Here is a 24405-nt window from a genome sequence, read left to right as displayed (position 1 = left end):
GGCACACGGGCGACGAACACCGGGTACCGCGATCCAGAGGCGTTCTCCGCGCGGGCGCAACCGCAGGCGCGCTCGTCGTCGGGTTGTCGATCGCGCCGGCGGTGGTGGCCGCAGCCGATGATCCCGACGATGCGGGGAAGCTGAGCCTCAACACCACCGTCCTGGTCAACGACTCGGTCGGGGCAGGTTCGTCCGGGGAGTTCGCGATCCGCAGCAGTCTGTTCTCCGACCGACTCTCGGCGCGGGCGGACGAGCAGCGGACGAAGTCGGCCGAACGGCTCAGCGCGGTAGAGGCCCTGGATTTCACCCCGGCCCCCGCCGTCGGTGATCAGTACCAGTCGGTGAGAGCAGCTCTGTTCGAGAACTATTCCTCCGACGTGATCGCATCCTCGCGGGAGGAACAGCAGGAGTCCTCCGCGCTGGTCGGTGTGCTGGCCGTCGTCGTGGTGCCGCTCGTGCTGGTGGCCGGGGTCGTCCTGGGAAGGCTCTGGGCGAGAAGAAGGCGGGTCGCGTCGTGATCGAGATCACCCTTGTCCAGGGACACCGGCAGATCGACCTTCTCGTGCCACGCGCCGTCCGGTTCGACCGGCTGAAGCAGTTGATCCGCGAAGCGTTCGCGGCGAAAGGCACGACGCTACCCGACGACTTCTCGTTCGCGCTCGACGACAAGGCGCTCGCGGTGAGCGGGTACGACTACATTTCCTCGTTCGGCATCGGCAATGGCGATCGCCTTCAGATTGTGACGTAAGCGAATAATGCGTATTGAGAGAGACGGAACCGTCCTGGAGCTCGAGGCGGATTCCGGGGGTCTTCGCGTGCGCGTGGAGAAGAACGGGTACCGCAGCGCGTCTCTGGAGGTGATCTCCCGCTACGTCGACGCGCACGAGACCGACACCGGGCTCGTGCTCGACTACGCTCTGGCCGACGGGGAGACCAGCTTCCGCGACGCCATCGGGCAGGCCAGGTCGCGACTCGACCGCCTGGCGCTGGCCCAGAAGCTCGTGGCGTGCGTGAGCTACCGGGACAGCTTCCGGGTGCCGGTGATCCACCCGGACAACGTGTACCTCGACGGCGGCCTGCTTCGGGTGGTGCACAGCGGCCTCCAGGGCATGCTCGCCCCGATGGCGTTCGACGAAGCGCACTTCCTCGCCTCGCTGCAGGCGATGGTGCTGCAGATCTTCCGCCCCAAGCTCGCCTTCGAGCACCTTCTGGACGGGGCGTCGGCCCTGAACGACACGTTCTCGACGGCGGTGCGACAGGCCGCGACGACCGACGAACTGTTCGCGTACATCGGCGCGCAGCTGACGGCCGAGCACGCCGACGTCGCGGCTCGCAGAGTCAGCGTTCCGAGGCGCCGGTACGCCGGCTACCGGGTCATCGGCGCGCTCGGACTCACCGCCGCGGTGGTGGCCGGCGTGTTCGCCTGGCAGACCGCGAGCCACAACCGCCTGCAGGACGCGGTCGTCGCGTCGCAGGCACGGTTCCTCGCGAGCGACTACGGCGGCGCGTTGACGGAACTGGAGGGCTTCCCGGCCACCTCCCTGCCGGCGTCCGCGAAGTATGTCCTCGCGGTGTCGAGCGTCAATCTCGACGATCTGACGGGCGCACAGAAGCAGGCGATCCTGAACACGATCTCGCAGAAGTCCGACGACGTGACCCTGAACTTCTGGATCGCCATCGGCCGCGGCGAGTTCGAGCAGGCGCTCGACTACGCGCAGAACCTCGGGGACGACCAGCTCACGTTGCTGGCTTACACCGACCTGTACCAGGCCACGAAACTCGACGCCACGATGGCAGGCGGCAAGAAGCAGGAACTCCTGGACACATACGCGAAGGCCATCGACGAGTTGACGGCCAAGCTGGAGGGCACGAGCGACGCGGCGGCGGCGCAATGAGCGTGTTCGAGACGGAGCAAGTCGCGGACGTCGCGGGTGCAGCCCTGGACTCCCGGCTCGATCCGGGTCAGCTGCTGTTCCTCGTCTATGCGCTCGACGGGGAACGTGCCGTCCGGCTGACCCTCACCGAAGAGCACCCGTTCGTCGAGCACGACGGCCACAAGTTCAGTGTGATCAACGAGGCCTTGTACGTCGACGGGGAGTTGATGGGCGCAGGCCGGGGAACGGCCGGACCGCTCGAGTGCGTGGTGATACCCGCCGCGCTCGCTCGCACCGAGTGCTTCGTCACCGACGCGCGCGAGGCCCTCGTGATCGGCGATGAGCCCTATGCCGGCATCCGCGTCGCGGAGGCGCCGCTGCTGATCGTGCAGGGCGACGCGCTGATCGTCGAAGCGCGAGGCCGGCTCGTGTACGTCGACGGTGTCGCGGTCGACGGGCGGCAGATCTGCGACCTCGACGTCGGGACGGTGGTGCTGACCGAGCGATTCATCCTCGAGAGGCGGCCGACGCAGTTCAAGCTCACCACGTTCGGTTCCGACGCGGTGTTCGACCACGCCGCCCTCCTCGTGCAGCCTCCCGAGCGGGAGTTCCCGGTCGATTTCCCCGACTATCGGAGATCTCCGAAGCTGAACCTGGAGGTCGAGCAGGCCGAGTTCGCGCTGCAAGGTCCCGACAAGCCCGGCGCCAAGCCGAAGAGCCGGCTCGCGCGGATGGTGCTGCCGCCGTTCTTCATGATCGCGGCCTCCGGTGTCACGACGCTGATCATCGGGAGCAACCCGGCCATGATGCTCGGAATGGGGCTCGCGACGCTGCTGACTGCATCGTTCACGGTCTCGCAGTACGTCACAGAGCGGAGGGAGACCAAGGCCGCAGCGCTCGCAGCCGAGGAGGACTACTCCCGGTACCTCGTGCGGACGGTCGCCGAGGTCTCCCGCGCCTACGACGACGAGCGCGCCGTGCTGCGGTATCAGCAGCCGAGCCCGCCGGAGCTCGCGGCGATGGTCGAGAGCTACGACCCGAGGATCTACGAGCGTCAGCGTTTCAACCGGGACTTCCTGCAGGTCTCGCTGGGGGCGTCGGATCGCGCATCCCAGCTGAAGGTGTCCTCCGACGTGAGCGAGAAGGACGCGAGCGCCGGGGCGCAGCAGGTGTCGGAGCTGGTCGCTGGATTCCGGACTCAACGCGATGCGCCGACCCTGGTCGGCTTGGCCGGGCAGACCCTCGGGTTCGTCGGTCCGCCCGACGTGGTCGCCGACTCCGTTCAGTCGCTGCTGTTCCAGGTGGCTTTTTTCCACTCCTACCGCGACGTCAACTTCGTCAGCCTGCTCTCCCGCGAGGCGTACACCCGGACGTGGAGCCGGTGGCGGCTGCTGCCGCACTTCACGCTGCAGGAACTGAACCTGCGCGGGCTGGTCTACAACGACCGGCTGCGCGACGTGGTGCTGAACGGCTTCTATCAGCTCCTCCAGAAGCGCAAGCAGGCGCTGAAGGACGCCGGCTCGCAGAAACCCCAATTCGCACCGCACTACGTGTTCACGATCTCCGACGATCGCCACCTGGCCGGCCACGGCATCAACGAGTTGCTCGCCGAGGACATGAGCGAGCTCGGGGTGACCGTGATCTGGTGCAGCGAGGACGCGAACCTGCTGCCCGAGACGGTGACCGCGCTCATCCAGGCGCCGCACCGCGTCAAGGCCGAACTCGTCACCGACGGCAACGTGTACGTGGCGACACCGTTCGCACCGTATGCGCTCCCTCAAGGCCTCGAACACTCCCTCCGGAAGCTCTCGAACCTGAACCATCTGGAGGTCGAGAAGAACGCGGTGCCGGAGTCGCTGAGCCTGCTGGAGCAGTACGAGGTGAAGACCGTCGACGAGCTGCGGATCGCCGACCGGTGGGCGAGCGCGGAGCCGAACAAGTCGATCGCGTCGCTGATCGGCTGGCGCGGCAGGTCCGATCACGTCTATTGGGACCTGCACGAGCGTGCGCACGGCCCGCATGCGCTGGTCGGCGGCACGACGGGTTCGGGCAAGTCGGAGTTCTTGACGACGTACCTCATCGGTCTGGCGATCAACTTCTCACCGGAAGACGTGGGCATGCTCATCATCGACTGGAAGGGCGGCGGCATCGCCAACACGCTCGACCGGCTGCCGCACTTCATGGGCGCCATCACCAACCTCGACGGCGCGGGCACGGCCCGAGCGCTGGCGAGCATCAAGGCGGAACTCGACAAGCGGCAACGCGAGTTCGCGATCTACGGCGTCAACAGCATCAACGCGTACATGACGCTGTACAAGCAGCGGCACGAGCCGAAGCCCGACGTGAAGTACCCGACGAAGCCGCTGCCGCACCTGGTGCTGGTCTCGGACGAGTTCGCCGAGCTCAAGGCGAACGTGCCGGAGTTCCTGGACGAGCTGACCTCGGTCGCACGGATCGGCCGAAGCCTCGGAGTGCATCTGATCCTCGCGACGCAGAAGCCGAGCGGCGTGGTCAACGACCAGATCGAGGCGAACTCGACGTCGAAGATCGCCCTGAAGATGGCAGGCGAGCAGGACTCGAACGAGCTGCTGAAGACAACGGATGCCGCGCACATCACCAACCCGGGCCGCGGCTACCTGAAGGTCGGCCAGAACGAGGTGTACGAGCTCTTCCAGAGCGGCTACGCCGGTGTGCCGTACGACCCGGACGCGCAGGTGACCGAGAAGGTGGACGAGCGGATCTACCGGATCAACGACCTCGGCCAGTACGAGCTGTTCTACGACCCCGGCGAGGAGGTCGAGCAGGGCAAAGACACGAGCGAGCTGCCGTCGCAGCTCGAGGCGGTCATCGACGGCATCGTGGGCGTTTTCGACAGGGACGAGGCGCTGACGCGGCCGGACAAGCCGTGGCTGCCGGGCCTGGCGGGGAGGATCGCGTCGCCGGAGCCTGCCGCGCGGCCTGGATCCGGCATCCCGCTCGGCCTGCTCGACATCCCGAGCCGGCAGGCGCAGGAGCGTTACGACTTCGACCTTGCGCGCGCCGGGCACACTGTGGTCTTCGGCAGCCCCGGGTACGGCAAGTCGACGGTGCTGCAGACGATCGTGGTGAATCTCGCGAAGACCCGGACTCCCGAACAACTGCACGTGTATCTGTTCGACTTCGGCAACAACGGGCTTCTTCCGTTGCGGGACCTGCCCAACGTCGCGGACATCGTCACTCCGGAGGAGGGCGAGAAGCTCAGCAAGATGCTCAGCGCGGTCTCGGACGCGATGGCCTCCCGTAAGCAGCTGTTCAAGGATGCGGGCGTCGCGAATCTCGAGCAGTACGAGGCGAAGACGTCGCGGGCGCTGCCGGTCACGCTCAACGTGCTCGACGGCTACGACAACCTCACTACGAACGACTCCAGGAAAGACACCATCGACAACGTCCTGTTGCAGGTGCTTCGCGAGGGCGCAGCGCTCGGTGTGTATCTCGTGATGAGCGCGAGCCGGGTGGGCGGTGTGCGCATGAACATGCTCAGCAACGTCTCCACGAAGCTGTGCCTCTACTTGAACGACGAGAGCGAGCTGGCCCAGCTCCTGGGCAGAGAACGGCTGCAGCAGACCGACCTTCCGGGCCGTGGACAGCTCCTCACCGACGGACCGACAGCGATCCAGTTCTACCTGCCCGCGGAGGGCGAGAACGGCTCGGAGGCCCTCGCCGCACTCGAAGCGCAGGTGACCGCTCTGAACGATGGGTGGGATGGCGCGCGGCCGGCGCGGATCCCGATGGTGCCGCGGGAGTTGACCACGGAGGTGTTCACCCGTTTCGCAACGCGCGACGCGGCATCGAACAGGCTGCTTCTCGGCTTGAACAAGCTCACTTCCGAGCCCGAGACGCTGGAGCTCTTCACGGGCAAGTCCGTGGCGATCTTCCCGGAGTCGGGAAAGCAAGCGGCTCTGCTGTACCCGTTCCTGATCGGACAGCTCGTCGATGCTGTCGAAGCCGAGCGCCTGGTGGTGATCGACGCGCATGACGCCTTGCGAGAACATCTTGCAGCCGAACCCGCGCTGTACGTGGGCAAGAAGGCGCTGAAGGCTCACGCTGACACGGTGAATCTCGCGCTCGCCGAGTTGGTGGAGCACGGCACGCAGGTGCCGCGGTGCGTGGTCATCAATGGCATGACCGACGTGTTCGACAAGCTCACGTTGCCGATGGATCAGATCTCCGAACTCCTCGGTCTGGGCAGTGAGCTCGTCCAGATCATCGTTCTGGATCACCTCTCGAAGGTGAACAGCGTCTTCGGACTGGCCGGGCCGCTGAAGGAGAACATCCACCAGATCCTTTTCGGCGGCGACCTGAACGGGCAGCGCTTCATCGAGGGCCTGCCGCTCGGCACGAAGAAGGAGACACACGCCAGGAACGTGCTGCACTCCGTCATCGATGGAGAACTGGACCAGATCGTCGTGCCGACCCCGACCCCGACCGAGAGCGAGGGGTGACGATGACTCTGGAGTTGCAGGGGCGGCTTCTGGGGCTGGGCTCCATCGTTCGGCTCGAGAACGATCGGGCCTCCGGACTGTTCGTCGTCCTCGCGCGCGGGGCGTTCCGCCAGGAGATGGAGCGACCCGAAGTGGAGCCCCGGTATCTGGTCGCTCCGCACCCGTACGGCGAATCGCCTGATCAGGAGACCTTCCCCATATTGGCCGGAGACGTCGAGGAGATCGTCTTCGAGGGGTACAGCGACAGCGCCGACGAGGCGTTCCTGGCGGATCTTCTCGACCAGATGGAGAACGGCCCGCGAACGATCAGCCGTGCGCAACAGTTCACCGGCCCGCTCACGGAGCTTCCCGAAGCCTCGGCGCCTGACGCGGAGGATCCAGATGCTGTCGAGCCCGGCGTCGATCCGTTCGCGGAACTTCGTCGATTGACCGAACAGGACCACAGAAGGGATGAACGATGAAGGTCGCTTCGAATACCGCCGCAGCGCAGGCCGCCGTGGCGGGCTTCGCGAACATCGAGGTTGAGAGCGATGGTCAGCAGGTGACGCTGGGGTCGAGCACTGTCGCGAGCATGAAGGAAGGCGCGAGCGTTGCCAACGGAGTGCTGGACAGCATCTCGGCGTTCATTTCCGGCGTGAAGCGGCAGGCCGACGGCGTCACGGCTCTCGCGTCGGAGATCGAGGCACGTGACAAGCGCGATGCCGCGAGCGTAGGCGGAACTCGATGAGCGACCGCGAGGAGCACCGTCTGGCGCTCGACCGGCAGATCAGGGATCGCGAGAGTCGGACCGCGGAAGACCTTGCGACGATTCGCGTGCTCAGCGAGCAGTGGGCGTCGTATGCCCACGTGATGCGCGTGCATTCCGAGCGGTTCGAAGAAGCCGGTGTCCGCCTGGATGCGAAGAACTACTTCGTGCAGAAGGGGCTGGCCGCGAGCAGAGAGCTCGACGCCTACGTGAGCCGCCTGGCAGGTGATCACGCAGAACTTCTGGATGAGACCGAGCGGGCGCTCCGCTCGACGTCCGAGGCCGAGCTGGAACGGTTGCGGCGAGAGAAGGCAGACGTGTCATGGGGCTGATCTACGACGCGGAAGACTCGGCCGCGTTGGCCGGTGCGCTTTCGGCGAAGCTGACCACCGCGACGGCTGTGCTGGATGCCACGGACAGCGCCTGCGCACAGTTGGGGGAGGCGTTGGCGGGCGGGCAGCTTTCGGGTAAGGGCTACTCGGCGGTCGACACTCTCTTCGCGCAGATCATCCGGCCGAGCGTCGTGGATGCGCGGAGCGAGATCGATGCCATCCGGAAGGACCTGGAGCGGTACTCGCAAGCGGACTCGTTTGTCGCCCCATTCGGGGTTCTGAAAGAGGACGAGCTGAACACTCAGCTGACGGCGACCAGGGCGCAGCGGGACGCGACGGAGCGTCAGATCGAGGCGAACCGGACGGCTGCTGCTGCGTCGTCGACGGTGCCCGGGTTGGCTCCGGCGTTGGAGGCGGGGAACGCGCAGTTGGAGTTGGTGCTGGCGCAGCTCGACGCCACGGTGCGGGATCTGGAGGGCAGGCTGCAGGCGCTGCATGACTTCGCCGCGCGGACGACGGGGCTCTTCAGCGACAGGCTCGTCAATCTCGCGGCGGCGACCGGTGACACGGTTTCCCTTCTGGAGCAGTTGAAGGGCTCGCTCATCCTCGGCTCGGTCGGCACCGGTCTCGGTGCTGGTTTGACGCGACTGACGATTCTGGATCAACTCGCCGGCAACAAGATCGCCCGGGACGCTGAAGGCCGGTTGAAGTACGGTGGGAGGTTTCTGTACAAGCCGGCGAGCGGACACCTCTATGGGAGAGGGAAAGACTTCAACACGGCCACCAAAACCCGGATCGATCACTATCGGAGACCGATCAAAGCCGGCGCGAGCGGCTTTGCCGCTGATGTTGTCGATGACTTCAAGGGGTGGAAGGGCGCTTCGAAGCTCACCAAGGCAAGTAAAGGCCTGGGGTTAGTGGGTACGGGGCTTTCTGTTGGGGCCAACGTCAACAAGTACTTCGGCGATGGGGATGCGACGCTTGATGATTGGCGAGATTTCGCTGTTGACACGGTCGTCGATGTCGGCAGTGGGGCCGCGGCGGCGGGAATCGGCGCAGCAGTCGGATCATTGATCCTGCCGCCATTAGGGACCGTCGTCGGAGCCGTGGCGGGGATTGTCATCAACGTGGCAGCAAACGAGGTTCCGCTCGGCGATAAGACGGCCGTCGAGTGGGCTAAAGACGGTATCAAGAGTGCCTGGGACAGCATTGCGGCGAAGTTCTGGTGACGTGATGGGCGATCATTCGAGTAAGGCTGAGCGTGCGCGCGATGCGGCAAACGAGACGTACTTCATTACGCTTGCTGATAGCAGGGCGTCGCTGGTCAACTTGCCTATGTTGGCGTTCGTCACTGCGGTCATTCTGAGCCTGCCCACGTTCTCCATCGTGGCCTTAATGGCTTTTGATGCCGGCTCCCGCGCGTTCCTGTTCCTTTACTACGCGCATTTGGCTGTTCTGGGGTTCAGCGGTCTTGTGATGTTGTTGTCGTTCTTCCGTTCGTTTATCTTCCGGTTTCAGGTGTTCTTCTCCAGCGTCCTGGCAGTCTTTGCAGCGTTTATGGTCTACACGCTGTGTCTTTTGGGACTGGCGTTGATCACCCTCGCAAAACGGGGAAGCCACACGACATTCGATATCGCACTCGTCCCCGTCGTTGGCGTGGTTGGTTTGTTGTACGTGTGCGGCGCGACGGTTGTGCATGTGTTGCTGTTGAGGAAGCGTTTGCGTGACGGTCACTCGGAGGCGCGGACGTGGGGGAACCTCGTGGCCGCGTCGAGTGTGTACAGCTCGAAGAGTATGTGGATCATTTTCGGGGTGGTGATGATCGTCCCGAATGTGCTCACCCAAGGCCAGTACCTGACGAACATGATTGGCGTGCTAGGTTCACTGCTTTTCGCGACGGTGGTGCCGAGTCTGCCAGTGGAGTTCACCTACCTTGCGTATCTGAAATCGCAAGATAGGCGGTATTGGGAGCATCGGCCTGGCAGGCGTGTTCGTACGAAGGGTGAGGTGCGCGCAATTGTCAAGAAGGTCGCGCTGTGGGTGGGCATTGTCTTCACGTTCTGCGTGGTTCTGCTGGTCCTGACCAAGCTCGGGATGTCAGATTCACGATGACGAACCAGCGCGCAAGCAAAGCGCGGAATACACGATCGGAAGGACCACTTCATGCGGTTTAAGCAGCGGACGTTGAGCATGCACAACGTCGTGAGTCACACAGCAGAGCTTCGATCGGGCGACGACCTGTTCGAGGTCGTCGACCCCGTCGGCGATTACTTCAAGCAGGTTTTGATGCACAACGGCTACTACACGAGTGGTCCGCTCGTCTTCTCCAGCGTTCCCGGCGGCCGTGACTTCACGATCATGACCACTCTCGGCAACCGGATCAACATCGTCGAGGACAGCGCCGAGAGTTTCCGTTTCAACGAGCACCTCGAACTGGAGACCGACTTCTTCTACCGGCATTACGACTTCGAAGAGCCGGTGCCGTATGAGGAGATCAAGCGGGCGGTGGCGGCGGCTGGGCTGGAGATCGAGACCATCTACCACGTGGTCCTGAAGTTCTATGGCGAGGTCATGCTGGACCTGTACGTCGACGCGGTGGCTCGCTGATGGATGCTCTTCTTCAATCCGTCACTTTCGATGAGAAGCTGGCGTATCAGAACGTGGTCAGTCGCCGTGCGACGTTCCACTACAGCACGCTCGGCGAACAGCTCGGATCGTTCGTCTCGGACGTCGTCCGGCAGGGTGGCACTCCGAAGGGGCCCTACGTGTACAGCCTGAACAACGTGCCGCTGGATGAGATCACCGACATCGAGTTCTTCCTCCCGATCCGAGAGAGCACCTTCACAGCTGGAGAGGGCACGCGGTTCCGTTCCTATTTCGAGGTCAGCCCACTGGTCAAAGGAATCGTCACCGGCGACTTCGAGCACCAGACCGAGCAGGTCTACGCACAGCTCCTCGCAGCGTTGGAGGGCAACGGCCTGGAAATCAACGCGCCCTTCTTCCACGTCCTCCCCGAAGACGGCTCGAGGTACGCGTCGGTGTATGTCGGCTACGTCGACCCGAGCGAAGCCCGGGACTGAAAAAAGCGCGCCTGCCGGCGCGGGCGCGAGACGCCTGTGCGGGACTTGAAATGCTCCCGAAAAAGGGGGTCGTTCAGCCGATAATCGGCCCGGATCAGCTTTCGCTCGAAGCTCTCCCGAAAGGGGCCGGAGCCCGGCCGCGCCCGGTTTACGCCTTCTTCCGCCTGCGCACCGCGTTCCCCACCGTCATCACGACCACGCCGGCAAGCAGGCCGCACGTGAAAACCACCGCCCATTTCGCGTCGACCATCCCGACGGCTCCGGTATCGCTTGACGCCGCCGGTCGTTCACCCGTGACGTTCTTCGCCTCGATCGGCGCGGAGAAGAACGCGTAGATGCTGCCCGTGTCCACACCCGGTGTTCTCGTGTTCGCGAGGACGGTGGCGAAGTTCGCGTAGTACGCTTCGTTCGCGGTGAGCCCGGTGTTTCCAGACGCGAGCAGCTTCTCGACCCCGTTGCGCACCCTCTCGGCGCCCGTGAACGTGGTGTTCGAGTTCTGGAGGAGCGCCTCGAACCGGGTGGAGTTGTCGGGGACCGTCGTGGAAACGGTGGCGAGCCTGCTGCTGTTGTCCGCGGCCTGGGTGATGAGCGTGGTGATGTCGGCGGCCAGTCTGTCGCTGCCGTCCACGTACAGGCCGGGGGTGTCGGACGTGTGGGTGCTCCAGTCCCGCACGTCGAGGCTGGAGACCGGGCCCGGTGTCAGGGAGGAGCCCTTGACGGCGTTGAGCGTGTCCGCGTACCAGGCGTCCAGGTTCGTCAGCTCGGGTTCGAACAGCGGTGCGCCGCTCGGGTCGAGAGAGTCCCGGACCGCCTCCAGTGCAGCGATCTCATCGTGCAGTAGCTGGAGTATCCCCGGGTGGACGGGCGCGGTCGGCTCGGCCGGAACCAGGGGCAGCGCGGGCACACTACGCGCGCCAGGGTCGGTCGGCGGATCCGGCTGCGTATCGCCGCTGGGGGCGTCCGGCGTGATCGGCCTCGCTGACGAGTTCAACAGGTACTCGATGACGCGCAGGTTGGCGATCCGCTGGTCGAGGCTGTCGGCGATGCCGGCGAAGGAGAGTGCGTTACCGTCGGAGAACTGTGCGACCGCCTGCCGGAGTTCGGCGAGCCGGCCCAGCAGGTGCGCCGGAGCGGCCCCGTCCGCGTCGGCGCAGCCCTCGGCGGCGTCGGTCGTGTCGAGACCGTTCAGTGCGCACAGCGTGCCGGTCCGGGACGACTCGAACTGCGTGCTGTAGTGGTCGCGGTCCAGCTCGGCCTGGTCGGCGATGCCCCTGTTGCCGTTGTCCGCGTTGAGCTGCGCGATCTCACGCTGCCGGTCGGTGTGCGCCTCGATTCCCGGCAGCCGGCCGATGAGGGCTTCACCGCTGCCGGTGAGCAGGTCCATGACCGACTTCGTGTAGGAGTTGCGCGCCTCGAGGGTCGCGGCCTCGACGTCCTTCAGTCCCGACGCGCTCGCGATGAGGCTCTGGAAAGTCGGCAGGGTGTTCGCGAACGGCTCCTGCACATCCGAGGCGAGCGCGGCGATGAGGGCCTTCTGGATGCCGAGCGTTGCGCTCATCTGCCCGTCGGCCTGGGCGATGTTGTCGGCGAGCGACGCGTAGTACATGGTGACGACGCTCCGGTTGAAGTCGTGCAGGACGTCGCGGATCCTGCTCTCCAGGAGTCGGTCCGCGCTGACGTCCGACTGGTGGCGGAGCCGGAACTCGACCGTCGCCTTCGTCGGACTGGTCTTCTGGAGGGTCAGGATGTCGTGCGTGAACGAGCGGGGGATGTAGAGGACCGCGTCGACCGAGCCGTCCTTGTACGCCTTCTCTGCCACCGGCCGGGACACCACCGTCCAGTTGTACTCGGAGTCCTTCGAGATCCGATCGACGAAGGAGGCGCCGAAGGCGTACTCCTCGCTGTTGAACTCGGCGGCCAGGTCTTCGTTCACCAATCCCACGGTCGGCCGGAAGTTGCCGACGCGGCGCGCGGCGTCGTCGTTCAGGATCAGGAAACCCGCGACCAGCGCTGCGAGCAGCACGGGTACGGACGCGAATCGTACGGCCTTCGCTCTGCGCTTCCCCCTCGACGGACCCCCCATGTGCACCTCTCCTCACGACATCGCCGAATGCTCGTCCCATCATAATGCGTCTGAAATCTGAGCGTGGATATCCAAGCCAGGGGAGGGTGAACGAAAACCGCCGAGTACGCGATGATTCGCGTACTCGGCGGTGTGCGACGAGAGAGGCGGTGTCAGCCGGCCAGTTCGGGGGCCCAGTCGCCGGTGGCCAGATACTGGACCTTCTTCGCGATGGAGACGGCGTGGTCGGCGAAGCGCTCGTGGTAGCGGCTCGCCAGGGTCGCGTCCACGGTGTCCACGGCCTGACCCTTCCAGGTCTCGCCGAGGACCTTGTCGAACACGCTGGCGTGCAGCTCGTCGATGTCGTCGTCGTCGTTGCGGATCTCGTCCGCGATCCGCATGTCCTGGGTGCGCAGCAGCTCGGCGAGCTTCTCCGCGATCTGCACGTCGAGGCGGCCCATCTCGGCGAACGTCGAGCGCAGGCTCTTCGGGACCACCTTGTCCGGGAAGCGGTAGCGGGCCAGCTGGGCGATGTGCTCGGCCATGTCGCCCATCCGCTCCAGGGAGGCGCTGATGCGCAGGGCGCTCACGACGATGCGGAGGTCGCGGGCGACCGGCTGCTGGCGGGCGAGGATCTGGATCGAGAGCTCGTCCAGGAGCACGGTCAGCTCGTCGATGCGGTGGTCGTTGGCGATCACCTCTTCGGCGAGGGACACGTCCGACTCGTTGAACGCCTCCGTGGCGCTGCGGATCGAGCGGACCACCAGCTCGGCGATCTCGACCAGCCGGTCCTGAACGTCGGCCAGCTCCTGCTGGAAAACTTCGCGCATGGGTTGAGGTCCTTCCTGCCGCGTACGCGGGCACGCGGGATACTGGGGTCGGCTGACCCCGTTCAGCATGGTCGCTTCGGGAGGTTAACGGACGGTGCCGTAGGGCTGAACACTGTCTAACGTACCCGCGAAAACACGCGGCGGAGAGCCTCACCGGTCGCGGCGCGTCCTCGCGCATCACCTACGCTTTGGGTATGAACTCCGCCTGGTTGGTGCTGCTCTCGCTCGGCCTGGGGCTGGTCGTCGGCGCGGGGTTCGTCTGGATCCTCCACATCGCCGCGCGCCGCGGCGACCACGCGGCCGCGGTGTCCAACCCGGCCGTGCCGGACGGCGTCGACCAGGTGCTCGACGCGATGGAGTCCGCTGGCGTGGTCATCGACCCGTCCAACAACGTCATCAAGGCGTCCCCGGGCGCGCACGCGATCGGGCTGGTCTGGAACGGCGCCCTCGTCCACCCGCACCTCGTGGAGCTCGTCGACCGGGTGCGCCGCACCGGCGAGCCGATCACCGAAGAGTGCGAGCTCGCGCGCGGACCGTTCGGCGACGCCAACATCCACCTGAGCGTGCGGGTGGCGCGGCTGGGCTCCCGGTACATCCTGCTGCTGGCGGAGGACCGGACCGAGTCCTTCCGGCTGGAGTCCGTGCGCCGCGACTTCGTGGCGAACATCAGCCACGAGCTGAAGACCCCGATCGGCGCGGTCACCCTCCTGGCCGAGGCGCTGGACGACGCCTCCGACGACCCGGAGCAGGTGCGACGGTTCGCGCTGCGGCTGAGCGAGGAAGCCTCCCGGCTCGCCCGGATCACCCAGGACATCATCGAGCTGAGCCGCCTGCAGGCCGCCGACGCACTCGGCGACGCCGAGCAGCTCTCCGCGAAGAAGGTCGTCCGGGCCGCCATCGACCAGAACCGGGTCGCGGCGGAGTCGCGCGGGATCGAGATCGCGATGCGCGGCGAGAAGGACGCGACCGTGCTCGGGAACGAGGCGCTGCTGGTGACCGCGGTGCACAACCTGATCTCGAACGCGATCCAGTACTCGCCGGAGGACTCCCGCATCGGCATCGGCGTGCGCACGGTCGACGGCGTCGTCGAGATCGCCGTCACCGACCAGGGCGAGGGGATCCCCGAGGAGGACCTCGACCGCGTGTTCGAACGCTTCTTCCGGGTGGACCAGGCCCGCTCCCGCAACACCGGGGGCACCGGGCTCGGCCTCTCGATCGTCAAGCACGCCGTGCAGAACCACGGCGGTGAGGTCCGGGTCTGGTCGCAGCCCGGCCGCGGCTCCACCTTCACCATCCGGCTGCCCGAGGCCGCCACCGTCCGTCCCCCGATTGGAGAGAACCTGTGACAGCGATCCTGCTCGTCGAGGATGAGGCCGCGCTCAGCGAGCCGCTCGCGTACCTGCTCAAGCGCGAAGGTTACGAGGTGACCGTCGCCGAAGACGGCCCGACGGCCCTCGCGGAGTTCGACCGCGCCGGCGCCGACCTGGTGCTGCTCGACCTGATGCTGCCCGGCATCCCGGGAACGGAGGTGTGCCGCGAGATCCGCACCCGGTCCAGCGTCCCGATCATCATGCTGACCGCCAAGGATTCCGAGGTGGACATCGTGGTCGGCCTCGAGCTGGGCGCGGACGACTACGTCACCAAGCCGTACTCGTCGCGGGAGCTGCTGGCCCGCATCCGCGCCGTGCTGCGCCGGCGCGTGGACGAGGCGGAACTGGAGGACGACGGCATCCTGGAGGCCGGCACGGTCCGCATGGACGTCGACCGGCACACGGTCGCGGTCAACGGCGACGAGATCTCCATGCCGCTGAAGGAATTCGAGCTGCTGGAGCTGCTGCTCCGCAACGCCGGGCGCGTGCTCACTCGCGGTCAGCTCATCGACCGGGTGTGGGGGAGCGACTACTTCGGCGACACCAAGACGCTCGACGTGCACATCAAGCGCATCCGCTCGCGCATCGAGGAGAGCCCGTCGGACCCGCAGATGCTGGTCACGGTGCGCGGCCTCGGCTACCGCTTCAACGCCTGAACGGCGGCCGCCGCCGCCAACGACGAAGCCGCCCTCGCTTCTCGCGAGGGCGGCTTCGGCGTGTCCGTGGTGTGCGGCTCAGCCCTGGGCGGGCAGGATGGTCGGCGGCACGAGCCGCTTGTAGTCGGGGAGGCCGCCGTCGAGGACGGGGACCTGCAGCTTCACGCCGGTCTGGTCGCCGTACTGGAAGTACACGTCGTAGTTGCTGCCGGGCAGCACGTCGAACGGGGTGAGGAAGACGTTGCTGGAGGACGCCTTGTCGGGCTGGGCGCCGACCTTCTTGACCTCGCCGGGCTCGACCGTGACGTAGGCCGCGCTCCCGGAGGACGCGGAGGTGATGGCGACCCGGTGGCTCTTGCTGTCGGTGTTGACCAGGCTGACCACGAGGTTGCCGACCTTGCCGCCGACGCCGTCGGTGACGATGAAGGCGTTGCGCACGTCGATCTGGCCGACGTTGCCGCTCACGCCGTCGCTCGCGTCGTAGTGCTTCGTGGTGGCCTGCGGTGCGATGAAGCCGCACCCGGCGGTGCCGGCTGCGACCGCCAGGGCGAGGACGATGGACGCCGCGACGCGAGCTTTCACTGGATGATCCTCCGAATCGTTCCGCTCGACGGCGCGCTGATGCCCTGTGACGAAGCGGGTGTGAGCACGAGTTTACCGTATGCCGACCGGGCTCCCCGGCCTCCCGGCAGGTGCAGGGGCGAACCTTAGCATGTGCCTCGTGTGGTATCCTATTCGTTGCTGAAGGGACAACATATCTATGCTTTTCGAGGTCGGCGAAACCGTCGTTTACCCCCATCACGGTGCTGCAACGATCACCGAGGTCAAGAAACGAATCATCAAGGGTGAAGAGAAGCTGTACCTCAAGCTCAACGTGACTCAGGGCGATCTGACCATCGAGGTCCCCGCTGAGAACGTGGATCTCGTGGGTGTGCGCGATGTCATCGGCAAGGAGGGCCTCGACCGCGTGTTCGAGGTGCTGCGCGCCCCGTTCACCGAGGAGCCGACCAACTGGTCCCGCCGGTACAAGGCCAACCTGGAGAAGCTGGCGTCGGGCGACGTCATCAAGGTCTCCGAGGTCGTCCGCGACCTGTGGCGCCGCGACCAGGACCGGGGTCTGTCCGCCGGTGAGAAGCGCATGCTGGCCAAGGCTCGGCAGATCCTCATCTCGGAACTCGCCCTGGCGGAGAAGACCGACGACGAGAAGGCGTCCAGCCTGCTCGACGAGGTGCTCGCCTCCTAGCCCGCGATTCACCTGCTTCGAAAGGCCCGCGACTTCGGTCGCGGGCCTTTCGGCGTTCCGGGGTGGTCGTCGTGGGCCGGGTAGTCTCGTGACGTGAGCAGCAACCCTGGGCCGCGCGTCGCGGTCGTCGTCGTCGCCGCCGGCTCGGGCACGCGCCTGGGGGCCGAGGTCCCGAAGGCGTTCGTGGAGCTCGACGGGACCACCCTGCTGGAGCGTTCGCTGCATGCCGTGCGCGGCATGCGGCTGCCGGCCGATCCCGTGCTCGTCGTGCCCGCCGACCGTGTCGCCGAGGCCGCGGAGATCGCGCGCCGGGTGTTCGGGCGCGATGCGGACGTGGTCGCGGGCGGGGACACGCGCCAGCGGTCGGTCTCCGCGGGTCTCGCTGCGATCGGCGACGACGTGGAGGTGGTCCTCGTCCACGACGCCGCCCGAGCGCTCACGCCGTCCGCGCTGTTCGACGCGGTGGTGGACGCGGTGGTCGATACGCGGCACGGGGTCATCCCCGGCCTCCCGGTCAGCGACACCATCAAGCGCGTCCACGGCGACGGATCGGTTCACGAGACGGTGGACCGCTCGACCTTGGCCGCCGTGCAGACTCCTCAGGGCTTCCCGCGCGAGCAATTGCTGGCCGCCTACGCCGCCGCGACCACCGACGAGACCGACGACGCCGGGCTCGTCGCCGCGGCCGGGTACCGCGTGACGGTGCTGCCGGGCGCGACCGATGCGTTCAAGATCACCACGCCGTGGGACCTGCAGCGAGCACGCGAGCTGGTCGCACCCTCCGTCCTTCCGCGGATCGGGCTCGGGACGGACACACACGCGTTCGATCCGTCCGCCGAGCTCTGGCTGGCGGGTCTCCACTGGCCCGACGAGCCGGGGCTGTCGGGGCACAGCGACGGGGACGCGGCGTGCCACGCGATCGTCGACGCGCTGCTCGGGGCCGCGGGACTCGGCGACATCGGCGGCGTGTTCGGGACGGGCGACCCGCGGTTCGCGGGGGCGCACGGCGAGGTGTTCCTCGCCGAGACGCGCCGCCTGGTGGAGGAGGCGGGCTTCCGGATCGGCAACGTGTCGGTGCAGCTGGTCGGCCAGCGACCGAAGTTCGCGCCCCGGCGGGGGGAGGCGGAGCGGCTTCTGTCCGGGATCCTCGGCGCCCCCGTCTCGCTCGCGGCGACGACCACGGACGGTCTGGGCTTCACGGGGCGCGGCGAGGGGATCGCCGCGTTCGCGACGGCGCTGCTGTTCGCGCGCTGAGCTCGACAGACTCTCACCGGGTCGGTGAAAGCGGCCTCCAGTCGTCCTCGCCCGGGTTTCCGCCGCTCGCTGCGATCGCCAGGCGAGGGAGGAAGTGCGCCCAGCCCGCGCGATGACCGGCGACGCGCGGCTCGGGAAGGCCTGCGTGGTGAACCTCGACGCGCGTCCCCGTCGGGATGGCGGTCAGGGTGAATGTGACGGTGGACGCTCCCGGCGGGAGGTCGTCGCTGCCGGCCACGCCCCAGCTCACCACCACGCGGCGCGGCTCGTCCACCTCCAGGAACGCTCCGCGGATCGGGCTTCCCGCGATGTCGGCGGTGAACTCGCCGCCCGGGCGCGGGTCCAGGACGGCATGCTGGCCCATCCAGGCGGTGAGGCCATCCGCCGTGACGAGGTAGGCGAACACCGCTTCGGGCGGCGCTGCGATCTCCACCGCCGCGCGGTGCTCAGGCATCGGTCTTCTCCTGGCCGCTCTCGACGGCCGCCTTCAGGGCGGCCAAGCGGCTCGGCCAGAACTCGTCGAGGTAGGAGCGGACCGCGGCGAGGCCGTCATCGTCCACGACGAAGAGGTGCCGGGTGCCGTCGCGGCTTCCGGAGACCAGCCCCGCGCGGCGGAGGACGCCGAGATGGTGCGAGGTCGTCTGCTGCGAGAGGCCGAGTTCGGAGGCGAGCCGGCCGACCGGCGTGGGGCCGTCGCGGAGCGCCGCGAGGATGGCGCGCCTGTTCGCGTCGGCGAGGGCGGTGAGCGCGGCGTCGAGCGAACGGTCGGTGGCGGTCTGCGGCATGGGGCCTCCTGTCGGATTCAGGCTAGCACAAACGATGGTTTGTACTTATCATGACTTGTGGAAAGGGGAGTGACATGACCGGAACGGACACCGCGGCCGTCGCGCGCGAGTACATCGAGGCCGTCGGCGCCCACGATCTGGAACGGGTCGAGGAACTGCTGGACGACGGGCTCGCCGCACGATTCGCGCGAGGGACGCTGGGCGAGCGGGAGTGGATCGCCGCGCTCGACCGGCTGTTGGCCGCACTGGTGCGCAACGACATTCGGGAGGTCTTCGTCGACGGGGAGCGGGCCTGCGTCGTCTACGACTTCGTCACGGACACCGAGGCGGGCGCGGTGCCGTGCGTCGAGCTCGTGACGGTGCGCGGCGGGAGGATCACCGAGATCGAGCTCATCTTCGATCGGGTGACGTTCGCGCCGGTCAACGAGGCGCTCGCCGCCCGCGCAGCCGCGCGATAGTCCTCCACAGGCGTCGGGTCTGTCCGACTTCTCCACCTCTTCGGTCACGGATCGCGTGGGCGTTGGCGGCGACCCGTAGGCTTGTGCCGTGACTCTGCGACTCTTCGACACGAAGGCCGGCGCCCTGCGCGACTTCGTCCCCCTGCGCCCCGGTGCGGTGGGCATGTACGTCTGCGGGCCGACGGTGCAGTCGTCGCCCCACATCGGGCACCTCCGGTCGGCCCTGGTCTACGACCAGCTGCGCCGCTGGCTCGCGTACCGCGGGCTGGACGTGACGCTGGTGCGCAACGTCACCGACATCGACGACAAGATCCTCGTCAACGCGCTCACCGCGCAGTCGCAGGGCGGCTCGGAGGAGTGGTGGGCGCTCGCCTACCGGTTCGAGCTGGAGTTCACCGCCGGCTACACAGCGCTCGGCGTCCAGCCGCCGACCTACGAGCCGCGCGCGACCGCGAGCATCCCGCAGATGCAGGAGCTTATCGCGCGCCTCATCGAGCGCGGGCACGCCTACGTGGCCGAGGACGGCTCGGGCGACGTCTACTTCGATGTGAAGAGCTGGCCCGCCTACGGAGAGCTGACCCGGCAGAGCATCGACAACATGGAGGCCGCGGCCGACGCGGACCCGCGCGCCAAGCGCGATCCGCGCGACTTCGCCCTGTGGAAGGGACGCAAGAGCGACGAGCCCGACTCGGCGGCGTTCCCGTCGCCGTGGGGGGAGGGCCGGCCGGGCTGGCACATCGAGTGCTCCGCCATGTCGCGCCGCTACCTCGGGCCGCAGTTCGACATCCACGGCGGAGGCCTCGACCTGCGCTTCCCGCACCACGAGAACGAGCTCGCCCAGTCGACCGCCGCCGGGGACGGGTTCGCGTCGTACTGGGTGCACAACGGCCTCGTCCACGTCAACGGGCAGAAGATGAGCAAGTCGCTCGGCAACTCGGTCTACGCCGCCGACCTGCTCGGCGCCGCCCGCCCGCTGGTGGTGCGCTACTACCTCGGTTCCGCGCACTACCGGTCCACCATCGACTACCACGACGGCTCGCTCAGCGAGGCGGAGGCGGCGCTCGACCGGATCGCCGGCTTCTTCGAGCGGGTCGACCGGCGGCTCGCGGGCACCCGGTTCGCCGGCAGCGGAGTCGAGGTCGTTCCCGGCGCGTTCGCCGAGGCGATGGACGACGACCTGGCCGTCCCGCAGGCGCTCGCCGTGCTGCACGACACCGTGCGTTCAGGAAACGCGGCACTGGATGCGGAAGACTTGGAGGCGGCCGCGGCCGCGCGCGGCCATGTCCTCGCGATGACCGAGGTGCTCGGCATCAACCCGCTCTCCCCGCACTGGCACACCGCCGGTTCGAGCGCGGCCGAGCACGCGCTCGGCACGCTGATCGGCCGCCTGCTCGACGACCGCCAGGAGGCGCGCCAAGCGCGCGACTTCGCGGCCGCAGACCGCATCCGCGACGAGTTGACCGCCGCGGGAATCAGTATCGAAGACACCCCGTCGGGGTCGCATTGGAGTATCGAAGCATGAAGAACTCGGGTGGCAAGCCCCGCGCCGGGGCCGTGAGGAAGAGCAAGAAGGGCGCCCAGGTCGGCACCGGCGGCCACGGCCGCAAGGCCCTGGAGGGTCGCGGCCCGACCCCGAAGGCCGAGGACCGCGAATACCACGTCGCCTACAAGAACAAGCAGCTCCGTGAGCGCGCGGCCGCCAAGGCCGAGCAGCGCGGCGGCCGCGACGGCGCCCCGCGTGGAGCCTCCGGCGCCGCCCGCCGGGCGAAGACCGGCGACGAGAGCGAGATCGTCACCGGCCGCAACTCGGTGCTGGAGGCCCTGCGCGCGGCGATCCCGGCCTCCACGCTCTACATCGCGGCGCGGGTGGAGATGGACGACCGGATGAAGGAGATCCTCTCGATCGCCACCGGCCGCGCGATCCCGGTGCTGGAGGTCATGCGCCCGGAGCTCGACCGCCTGGCCGGCCGCGACGCCGTGCACCAGGGCGTCGCGCTCAAGGTGCCGCCGTACGAGTACGCCCATCCGGGGGAACTGCTCGACGTGACGCTGCGCAAGGGTCAGACGCCGCTCTTCGTCGCGCTCGACGGCATCACCGACCCGCGCAACCTCGGCGCGATCATCCGCTCGACGGCCGCGTTCGGCGGGCAGGGCGTGATCGTCCCGCAGCGCCGCTCGGTCGGGATGACGGCGTCGGCCTGGAAGACGTCGGCGGGCGCCGCGGCACGCACCCCCGTCGCAATGGCGTCCAATCTGACGGCGACGCTCAAGGAGTTCAAGAAGGCGGGCGTGTTCGTGCTCGGCCTCGACGGCGGCGGCGACACCACGCTTCCCGGCCTGTCCTTCGCCGACCGGCCGGTCGTGATCGTCGTCGGCAGCGAGGGCAAGGGCCTCTCCCGTCTCGTCACCGAGACCTGCGACGCGGTGGTCTCCATCCCGATCTCCGCCTCGACCGAATCGCTCAACGCGGGTATCGCGGCGAGCGTGACGCTCTACGAGATCGCGAAGCTGCGGGCCGAGGGGAAGGCCGCGAAGCGCTGACGCGTGCGGCGACCGGCGCTCACACCTTCGAGCGCCAGTCGTCCTCGTCGTCGTCGGTCTCCGCGGCGGTCGACCCGCCGATCACCGGGATGCTGATCGTCTCCGTCGGCGGCCCCACGACGGTCGCCTCGTCCCGGCGGTGGCGGAGGATGTCGTTGATGTAGGAGGTCAGCGCCTCCGCCAGCGGGACATCGCGGCCCTCGGCCTGCGACATGAACCAGCGGTGCTCCAGGAGCTGGTGGAAGACCTCCGCCGGCTCCAGCTTGCCCTTAAGGTCGGCCGGGATGGCGCGGACGACCGGCTCGAAGACGCGCATCAGCCACTCGTGGGCCATCGCCTCCTCGTCCAGGCCACGCTTGCCGAGGGTCGCCGAGTAGGAGTCCAGGTCGTTGAGCAGACGGCGGGCCTGGTTCTCGCCGGTGTCCAGGCCGGTCAGGCGCAGGAGGCGGCGGGAGTGGTGGCCGGCGTCCACGACCTTCGGCTGGATGCGGACGGTCGTGCCCTCGTCGGAGGTCTTGATCGCCAGCTCCTCGATGTCGAAGCCGAGCTCGTTGAGGCGCTCCACGCGTTGGCTGATCCGCCAGCGCTCCGAGGAGGAGAACGACTCGCTGCCGGTCAGCTCCTTCCAGAGCGACCGATAAGCGGCCACGATGCCGTTCGACACCTTGATCGGGTCGAGCTCCTCGTCCACCCGGCCGCCGGCCTCCAGGTCCATCAGTTCGCCGGCGATGTTGACCCGGGCGATCTCCAGGTCGTTCTCGCGCTGACCGTTCGAGAGGCCGCCGTCGTAGAGCTGGCCGGTCTCGGCGTCCACCAGGTAGGCGGCGAAGGCGCCGGCGTCGCGGCGGAACAGTGTGTTCGAGAGCGAGACGTCGCCCCAGAAGAAGCCGACGATGTGCAGCCGCACCAGCAGCACGGCCAGGGCGTCCACCAGGCGGGTCGCGGTGTCCGGGCGCAGGGTCTGCGAGAACAGCGCGCGGTAGGGGAGCGAGAACTTGAGGTGCCGCGTGACGAGCGCGGCGTTCAGCGCGTCGCCGTCGTCGTCGGTGCGGTTCTTGATGACCGCCACCGGGTCGACGCACGGCACGTCCAGGCGCTGCAGGGTGCGCAGCATGTCGTACTCGCGCTGCGCCATCTCCGCGGTGGTCTCCTTGATGGCGATGACGTAGCCCGACAGGTTCGCGAACCGGACCAGGTGCCGGCTGATGCCCTTGGGCAGGAGCGCGATGTGCTCGTTCGACCACTGGTCCAACGGGATGTTCCAGGGCAGATCGAGCAGAGCGGGATCGACGGTCGCCGCGGTGATGTTGACAGAGCCGGCCATGAGGCGCCTTCCAGGAGCGGGTGGGGGCGGAAAGCACTCTGCCGCAGCCCGGGACCGGACTGCGGCAGAGTGAGGATCAGCTGCGACGACCTCAGTCGACGACGGCGCCGCCGAGACGCTCGCCCGACTCCGCGTGGAAGAGGTGGACGTGGCCCGGCTTCGGGGTGATGAACACGGTGTCGCCGGCGTTCGGGTGAACGCGGCCGTCGACGCGGCCGACGATGTCGGTGCGCTTGCCCTCGAGCTCGGAGTGACCGTAGAGGTAGCCGTCGGCGCCGAGCTCCTCGACGAGGTCGACGGCGACCTTCAGGCCGCCGCTCTCGGCGGTCGAGACGACGACGTCCTCCGGGCGGACACCGATGGTGACGGTGTTGCCGGCGTTGGCGAGCACGTCCCGCTCGATCGGGACGACCGTCGTGCCGAACTTGACGCCGCCGTCGGTGACGTCGGCCGTGAACAGGTTCATGGCAGGGGAGCCGATGAAGCCGGCGACGAAGACGTTCTTCGGCTGCGCGTACAGGTCGCGCGGGGTGCCGACCTGCTGGAGCACGCCGTCCTTGAGGACCGCGATGCGGTCGCCCATGGTGAGCGCCTCGGTCTGGTCGTGGGTGACGTAGACCGTGGTGACGCCGAGGCGGCGGGTGAGGGACGCGATCTGGGTGCGGGTCTGGACGCGGAGCTTGGCGTCGAGGTTCGACAGCGGCTCGTCCATGAGGAACACCTGGGGGGAGCGGACGATCGCGCGGCCCATCGCGACGCGCTGACGCTGACCACCGGAGAGCGCCTTCGGCTTGCGGCCGAGGTACGGCTCCAGGTCGAGCAGCTTGGCGGCCTCGAGGACGCGGGAGGCGCGCTCGTCCTTGCCGACGCCGGCGATCTTCAGGGCGAAGCCCATGTTCTCGGCGACGGTCATGTGCGGGTACAGCGCGTAGTTCTGGAACACCATCGCGATGTCGCGGTCCTTCGGCGGGACGTCGGTGACGTTGCGCTCGCCGATGAAGATGTTGCCGTCGTTGACCTCTTCGAGACCCGCGAGCATGCGGAGCGAGGTGGACTTGCCGCAGCCGGACGGGCCGACCAGGACGAGGAACTCGCCGTCTGCGATGTCGAGGTCGAGAGCGTCGACCGCGGGGCGGTTGGAACCCGGGTAGAGCCGGGTCGCCTTGTCATAGGTGACAGTCGCCATTTTTCTTTTGTCTCCTTCACCGGCAGGTACGTGCCGGACGATCCGTTGTGAATGGAATAGACGTGGCGTCGACGTCCAGGGGCGTCGATGCCACGACCCCCATAGTAAGGCATCCGAAGCGCTGCACTTACCACGGGTCTCCGGGAGGCCGCGAGGGGTGGACGTCCCGCACTCGGGGGCCAAC

Annotated in this window: 25 protein-coding genes; 18 read left to right on the top strand and 7 right to left on the bottom strand. The window is 67.5% G+C overall.

Annotation, left to right across the window (positions count from 1 at the left end; translation table 11 throughout):
* The first annotated feature begins 83 nt into the window (after positions 1-83).
* The 11 genes from AC1ROW_RS13525 to AC1ROW_RS13475 all read left to right on the top strand — a co-directional run bounded on the left by AC1ROW_RS13525 (position 84) and on the right by AC1ROW_RS13475 (position 10512).
* Positions 84-518 carry a hypothetical protein gene (locus tag AC1ROW_RS13525; RefSeq protein WP_493019420.1) on the top strand — a complete coding sequence of 145 codons (435 nt, stop codon included), beginning with the start codon at positions 84-86 and terminating at the stop codon, positions 516-518.
* Entirely contained in the window at positions 515-748 is a 234-nt protein-coding gene (locus tag AC1ROW_RS13520) for a hypothetical protein (protein WP_493019419.1), read from the top strand. The genes AC1ROW_RS13525 and AC1ROW_RS13520 overlap by 4 nt, the downstream gene beginning before the upstream one ends.
* A 67-nt stretch (positions 749-815) precedes the next feature.
* The gene (essB, locus tag AC1ROW_RS13515; RefSeq protein ID WP_493019418.1) at positions 816-1895 is read left to right on the top strand and encodes a type VII secretion protein EssB; all 1080 of its coding nucleotides are present in this window, start codon (positions 816-818) and stop codon (positions 1893-1895) included.
* A complete protein-coding gene (gene essC / locus AC1ROW_RS13510) occupies positions 1892-6355 on the top strand; it encodes a type VII secretion protein EssC (RefSeq protein ID WP_493019417.1) in 4464 nt (1487 codons plus the stop codon). Before essB ends, essC begins: the two co-directional genes overlap by 4 nt.
* Positions 6356-6357: 2 nt before the next feature.
* Positions 6358-6816, top strand: coding sequence for a DUF4176 domain-containing protein (locus AC1ROW_RS13505; protein ID WP_493019416.1), 459 nt, complete (start codon positions 6358-6360; stop codon positions 6814-6816).
* Positions 6813-7082, top strand: coding sequence for a hypothetical protein (locus AC1ROW_RS13500; RefSeq protein WP_179605149.1), 270 nt, complete (start codon positions 6813-6815; stop codon positions 7080-7082). The genes AC1ROW_RS13505 and AC1ROW_RS13500 overlap by 4 nt, the downstream gene beginning before the upstream one ends.
* Complete coding sequence (locus AC1ROW_RS13495; protein WP_493019415.1) at positions 7079-7432, top strand: hypothetical protein; 354 nt, start codon at positions 7079-7081, stop codon at positions 7430-7432. Before AC1ROW_RS13500 ends, AC1ROW_RS13495 begins: the two co-directional genes overlap by 4 nt.
* Positions 7423-8661 (top strand): hypothetical protein, encoded by a 1239-nt coding sequence (locus AC1ROW_RS13490; RefSeq protein ID WP_493019413.1) that lies wholly within the window; start codon positions 7423-7425, stop codon positions 8659-8661. Before AC1ROW_RS13495 ends, AC1ROW_RS13490 begins: the two co-directional genes overlap by 10 nt.
* Before the next feature lie 4 nt (positions 8662-8665).
* Positions 8666-9544, top strand: a complete 879-nt coding sequence (locus AC1ROW_RS13485) for a hypothetical protein (protein ID WP_493019412.1) — start codon at positions 8666-8668, stop codon at positions 9542-9544.
* A gap of 90 nt (positions 9545-9634) precedes the next feature.
* Entirely contained in the window at positions 9635-10039 is a 405-nt protein-coding gene (locus AC1ROW_RS13480; protein ID WP_493019411.1) for a hypothetical protein, read from the top strand.
* Positions 10039-10512: a DUF5085 family protein gene (locus tag AC1ROW_RS13475; RefSeq protein WP_493019410.1), complete on the top strand. Its 474-nt coding sequence runs from the start codon at positions 10039-10041 to the stop codon at positions 10510-10512. Before AC1ROW_RS13480 ends, AC1ROW_RS13475 begins: the two co-directional genes overlap by 1 nt.
* Before the next feature lie 148 nt (positions 10513-10660).
* Here the strand turns inward: AC1ROW_RS13475 and esaA are convergent, their stop codons facing one another.
* Positions 10661-12535 carry a type VII secretion protein EsaA gene (gene esaA, locus AC1ROW_RS13470; RefSeq protein WP_493019409.1) on the bottom strand — a complete coding sequence of 625 codons (1875 nt, stop codon included), beginning with the start codon at positions 12533-12535 and terminating at the stop codon, positions 10661-10663.
* Positions 12536-12747: 212 nt separating this feature from the next.
* On the bottom strand, positions 12748-13404 hold the full coding sequence (gene phoU, locus AC1ROW_RS13465) for a phosphate signaling complex protein PhoU (RefSeq protein ID WP_493019408.1): 657 nt from the start codon (positions 13402-13404) through the stop codon (positions 12748-12750).
* Positions 13405-13598: 194 nt separating this feature from the next.
* On the opposite strand from phoU, the gene AC1ROW_RS13460 reads away from it, so the two are divergent.
* Both AC1ROW_RS13460 and AC1ROW_RS13455 read left to right on the top strand, forming a co-directional pair.
* A complete protein-coding gene (locus tag AC1ROW_RS13460; RefSeq protein ID WP_493019407.1) occupies positions 13599-14750 on the top strand; it encodes a sensor histidine kinase in 1152 nt (383 codons plus the stop codon).
* The gene (locus tag AC1ROW_RS13455; RefSeq protein ID WP_493019406.1) at positions 14747-15430 is read left to right on the top strand and encodes a response regulator; all 684 of its coding nucleotides are present in this window, start codon (positions 14747-14749) and stop codon (positions 15428-15430) included. The genes AC1ROW_RS13460 and AC1ROW_RS13455 overlap by 4 nt, the downstream gene beginning before the upstream one ends.
* A gap of 78 nt (positions 15431-15508) precedes the next feature.
* On the opposite strand, the gene AC1ROW_RS13450 is transcribed toward AC1ROW_RS13455, so the two are convergent.
* Positions 15509-16012: a hypothetical protein gene (locus AC1ROW_RS13450; RefSeq protein WP_493019405.1), complete on the bottom strand. Its 504-nt coding sequence runs from the start codon at positions 16010-16012 to the stop codon at positions 15509-15511.
* Positions 16013-16190: 178 nt separating this feature from the next.
* Here AC1ROW_RS13450 and AC1ROW_RS13445 point away from each other — a divergent pair, with 178 nt between their 5' ends.
* Together AC1ROW_RS13445 and ispD are read left to right on the top strand one after the other, a co-directional pair.
* Entirely contained in the window at positions 16191-16673 is a 483-nt protein-coding gene (locus tag AC1ROW_RS13445; protein ID WP_021763858.1) for a CarD family transcriptional regulator, read from the top strand.
* 93 nt (positions 16674-16766) lie between these two features.
* Entirely contained in the window at positions 16767-17927 is a 1161-nt protein-coding gene (gene ispD, locus AC1ROW_RS13440; RefSeq protein WP_493019404.1) for a 2-C-methyl-D-erythritol 4-phosphate cytidylyltransferase, read from the top strand.
* Positions 17928-17940: 13 nt separating this feature from the next.
* Here the strand turns inward: ispD and AC1ROW_RS13435 are convergent, their stop codons facing one another.
* Positions 17941-18381, bottom strand: a complete 441-nt coding sequence (locus AC1ROW_RS13435; protein ID WP_493019403.1) for an SRPBCC family protein — start codon at positions 18379-18381, stop codon at positions 17941-17943.
* Entirely contained in the window at positions 18374-18712 is a 339-nt protein-coding gene (locus tag AC1ROW_RS13430; protein WP_493019402.1) for an ArsR/SmtB family transcription factor, read from the bottom strand. Before AC1ROW_RS13430 ends, AC1ROW_RS13435 begins: the two co-directional genes overlap by 8 nt.
* A 74-nt stretch (positions 18713-18786) precedes the next feature.
* Between AC1ROW_RS13430 and AC1ROW_RS13425 the strand changes: the two genes are divergently transcribed.
* The 3 genes from AC1ROW_RS13425 to rlmB all read left to right on the top strand — a co-directional run bounded on the left by AC1ROW_RS13425 (position 18787) and on the right by rlmB (position 21711).
* Positions 18787-19170, top strand: coding sequence for a nuclear transport factor 2 family protein (locus tag AC1ROW_RS13425; RefSeq protein ID WP_493019401.1), 384 nt, complete (start codon positions 18787-18789; stop codon positions 19168-19170).
* 88 nt (positions 19171-19258) lie between these two features.
* Positions 19259-20692, top strand: a complete 1434-nt coding sequence (gene cysS, locus AC1ROW_RS13420) for a cysteine--tRNA ligase (RefSeq protein ID WP_493019400.1) — start codon at positions 19259-19261, stop codon at positions 20690-20692.
* Positions 20689-21711: a 23S rRNA (guanosine(2251)-2'-O)-methyltransferase RlmB gene (gene rlmB / locus AC1ROW_RS13415; protein ID WP_493019399.1), complete on the top strand. Its 1023-nt coding sequence runs from the start codon at positions 20689-20691 to the stop codon at positions 21709-21711. The genes cysS and rlmB overlap by 4 nt, the downstream gene beginning before the upstream one ends.
* Before the next feature lie 19 nt (positions 21712-21730).
* On the opposite strand, the gene AC1ROW_RS13410 is transcribed toward rlmB, so the two are convergent.
* On the bottom strand, positions 21731-23035 hold the full coding sequence (locus AC1ROW_RS13410; RefSeq protein WP_493019398.1) for a DUF4032 domain-containing protein: 1305 nt from the start codon (positions 23033-23035) through the stop codon (positions 21731-21733).
* A 91-nt stretch (positions 23036-23126) separates the two neighbouring features.
* A complete protein-coding gene (locus AC1ROW_RS13405) occupies positions 23127-24221 on the bottom strand; it encodes an ABC transporter ATP-binding protein (RefSeq protein ID WP_493019397.1) in 1095 nt (364 codons plus the stop codon).
* Positions 24222-24405 lie beyond the last annotated feature (184 nt).

The sequence above is a fragment of the Leifsonia sp. GW821-FHT13C09 genome (assembly GCF_058806435.1).
The sequence above is the reverse complement of the archived record's forward strand: the minus strand, read 5'-3'. Positions and strand labels throughout refer to the sequence as shown.

Bases quoted from the DNA above. Each gene is read 5' to 3' on its own strand.
- AC1ROW_RS13405 (WP_493019397.1), bottom strand. From the start codon at position 24,221: ATGGCGACTGTCACCTATGACAAGGCGACCCGGCTCTACCCGGGTTCC.
- essC (WP_493019417.1), top strand. From the start codon at position 1,892: ATGAGCGTGTTCGAGACGGAGCAAGTCGCGGACGTCGCGGGTGCAGCC.
- AC1ROW_RS13495 (WP_493019415.1), top strand. From the start codon at position 7,079: ATGAGCGACCGCGAGGAGCACCGTCTGGCGCTCGACCGGCAGATCAGG.
- AC1ROW_RS13410 (WP_493019398.1), bottom strand. From the start codon at position 23,035: ATGGCCGGCTCTGTCAACATCACCGCGGCGACCGTCGATCCCGCTCTG.
- AC1ROW_RS13435 (WP_493019403.1), bottom strand. From the start codon at position 18,381: ATGCCTGAGCACCGCGCGGCGGTGGAGATCGCAGCGCCGCCCGAAGCG.
- AC1ROW_RS13500 (WP_179605149.1), top strand. From the start codon at position 6,813: ATGAAGGTCGCTTCGAATACCGCCGCAGCGCAGGCCGCCGTGGCGGGC.
- rlmB (WP_493019399.1), top strand. From the start codon at position 20,689: ATGAAGAACTCGGGTGGCAAGCCCCGCGCCGGGGCCGTGAGGAAGAGC.
- AC1ROW_RS13485 (WP_493019412.1), top strand. From the start codon at position 8,666: ATGGGCGATCATTCGAGTAAGGCTGAGCGTGCGCGCGATGCGGCAAAC.
- AC1ROW_RS13430 (WP_493019402.1), bottom strand. From the start codon at position 18,712: ATGCCGCAGACCGCCACCGACCGTTCGCTCGACGCCGCGCTCACCGCC.
- AC1ROW_RS13490 (WP_493019413.1), top strand. From the start codon at position 7,423: ATGGGGCTGATCTACGACGCGGAAGACTCGGCCGCGTTGGCCGGTGCG.
- AC1ROW_RS13475 (WP_493019410.1), top strand. From the start codon at position 10,039: ATGGATGCTCTTCTTCAATCCGTCACTTTCGATGAGAAGCTGGCGTAT.
- AC1ROW_RS13460 (WP_493019407.1), top strand. From the start codon at position 13,599: ATGAACTCCGCCTGGTTGGTGCTGCTCTCGCTCGGCCTGGGGCTGGTC.
- AC1ROW_RS13445 (WP_021763858.1), top strand. From the start codon at position 16,191: ATGCTTTTCGAGGTCGGCGAAACCGTCGTTTACCCCCATCACGGTGCT.
- AC1ROW_RS13425 (WP_493019401.1), top strand. From the start codon at position 18,787: ATGACCGGAACGGACACCGCGGCCGTCGCGCGCGAGTACATCGAGGCC.
- AC1ROW_RS13505 (WP_493019416.1), top strand. From the start codon at position 6,358: ATGACTCTGGAGTTGCAGGGGCGGCTTCTGGGGCTGGGCTCCATCGTT.
- phoU (WP_493019408.1), bottom strand. From the start codon at position 13,404: ATGCGCGAAGTTTTCCAGCAGGAGCTGGCCGACGTTCAGGACCGGCTG.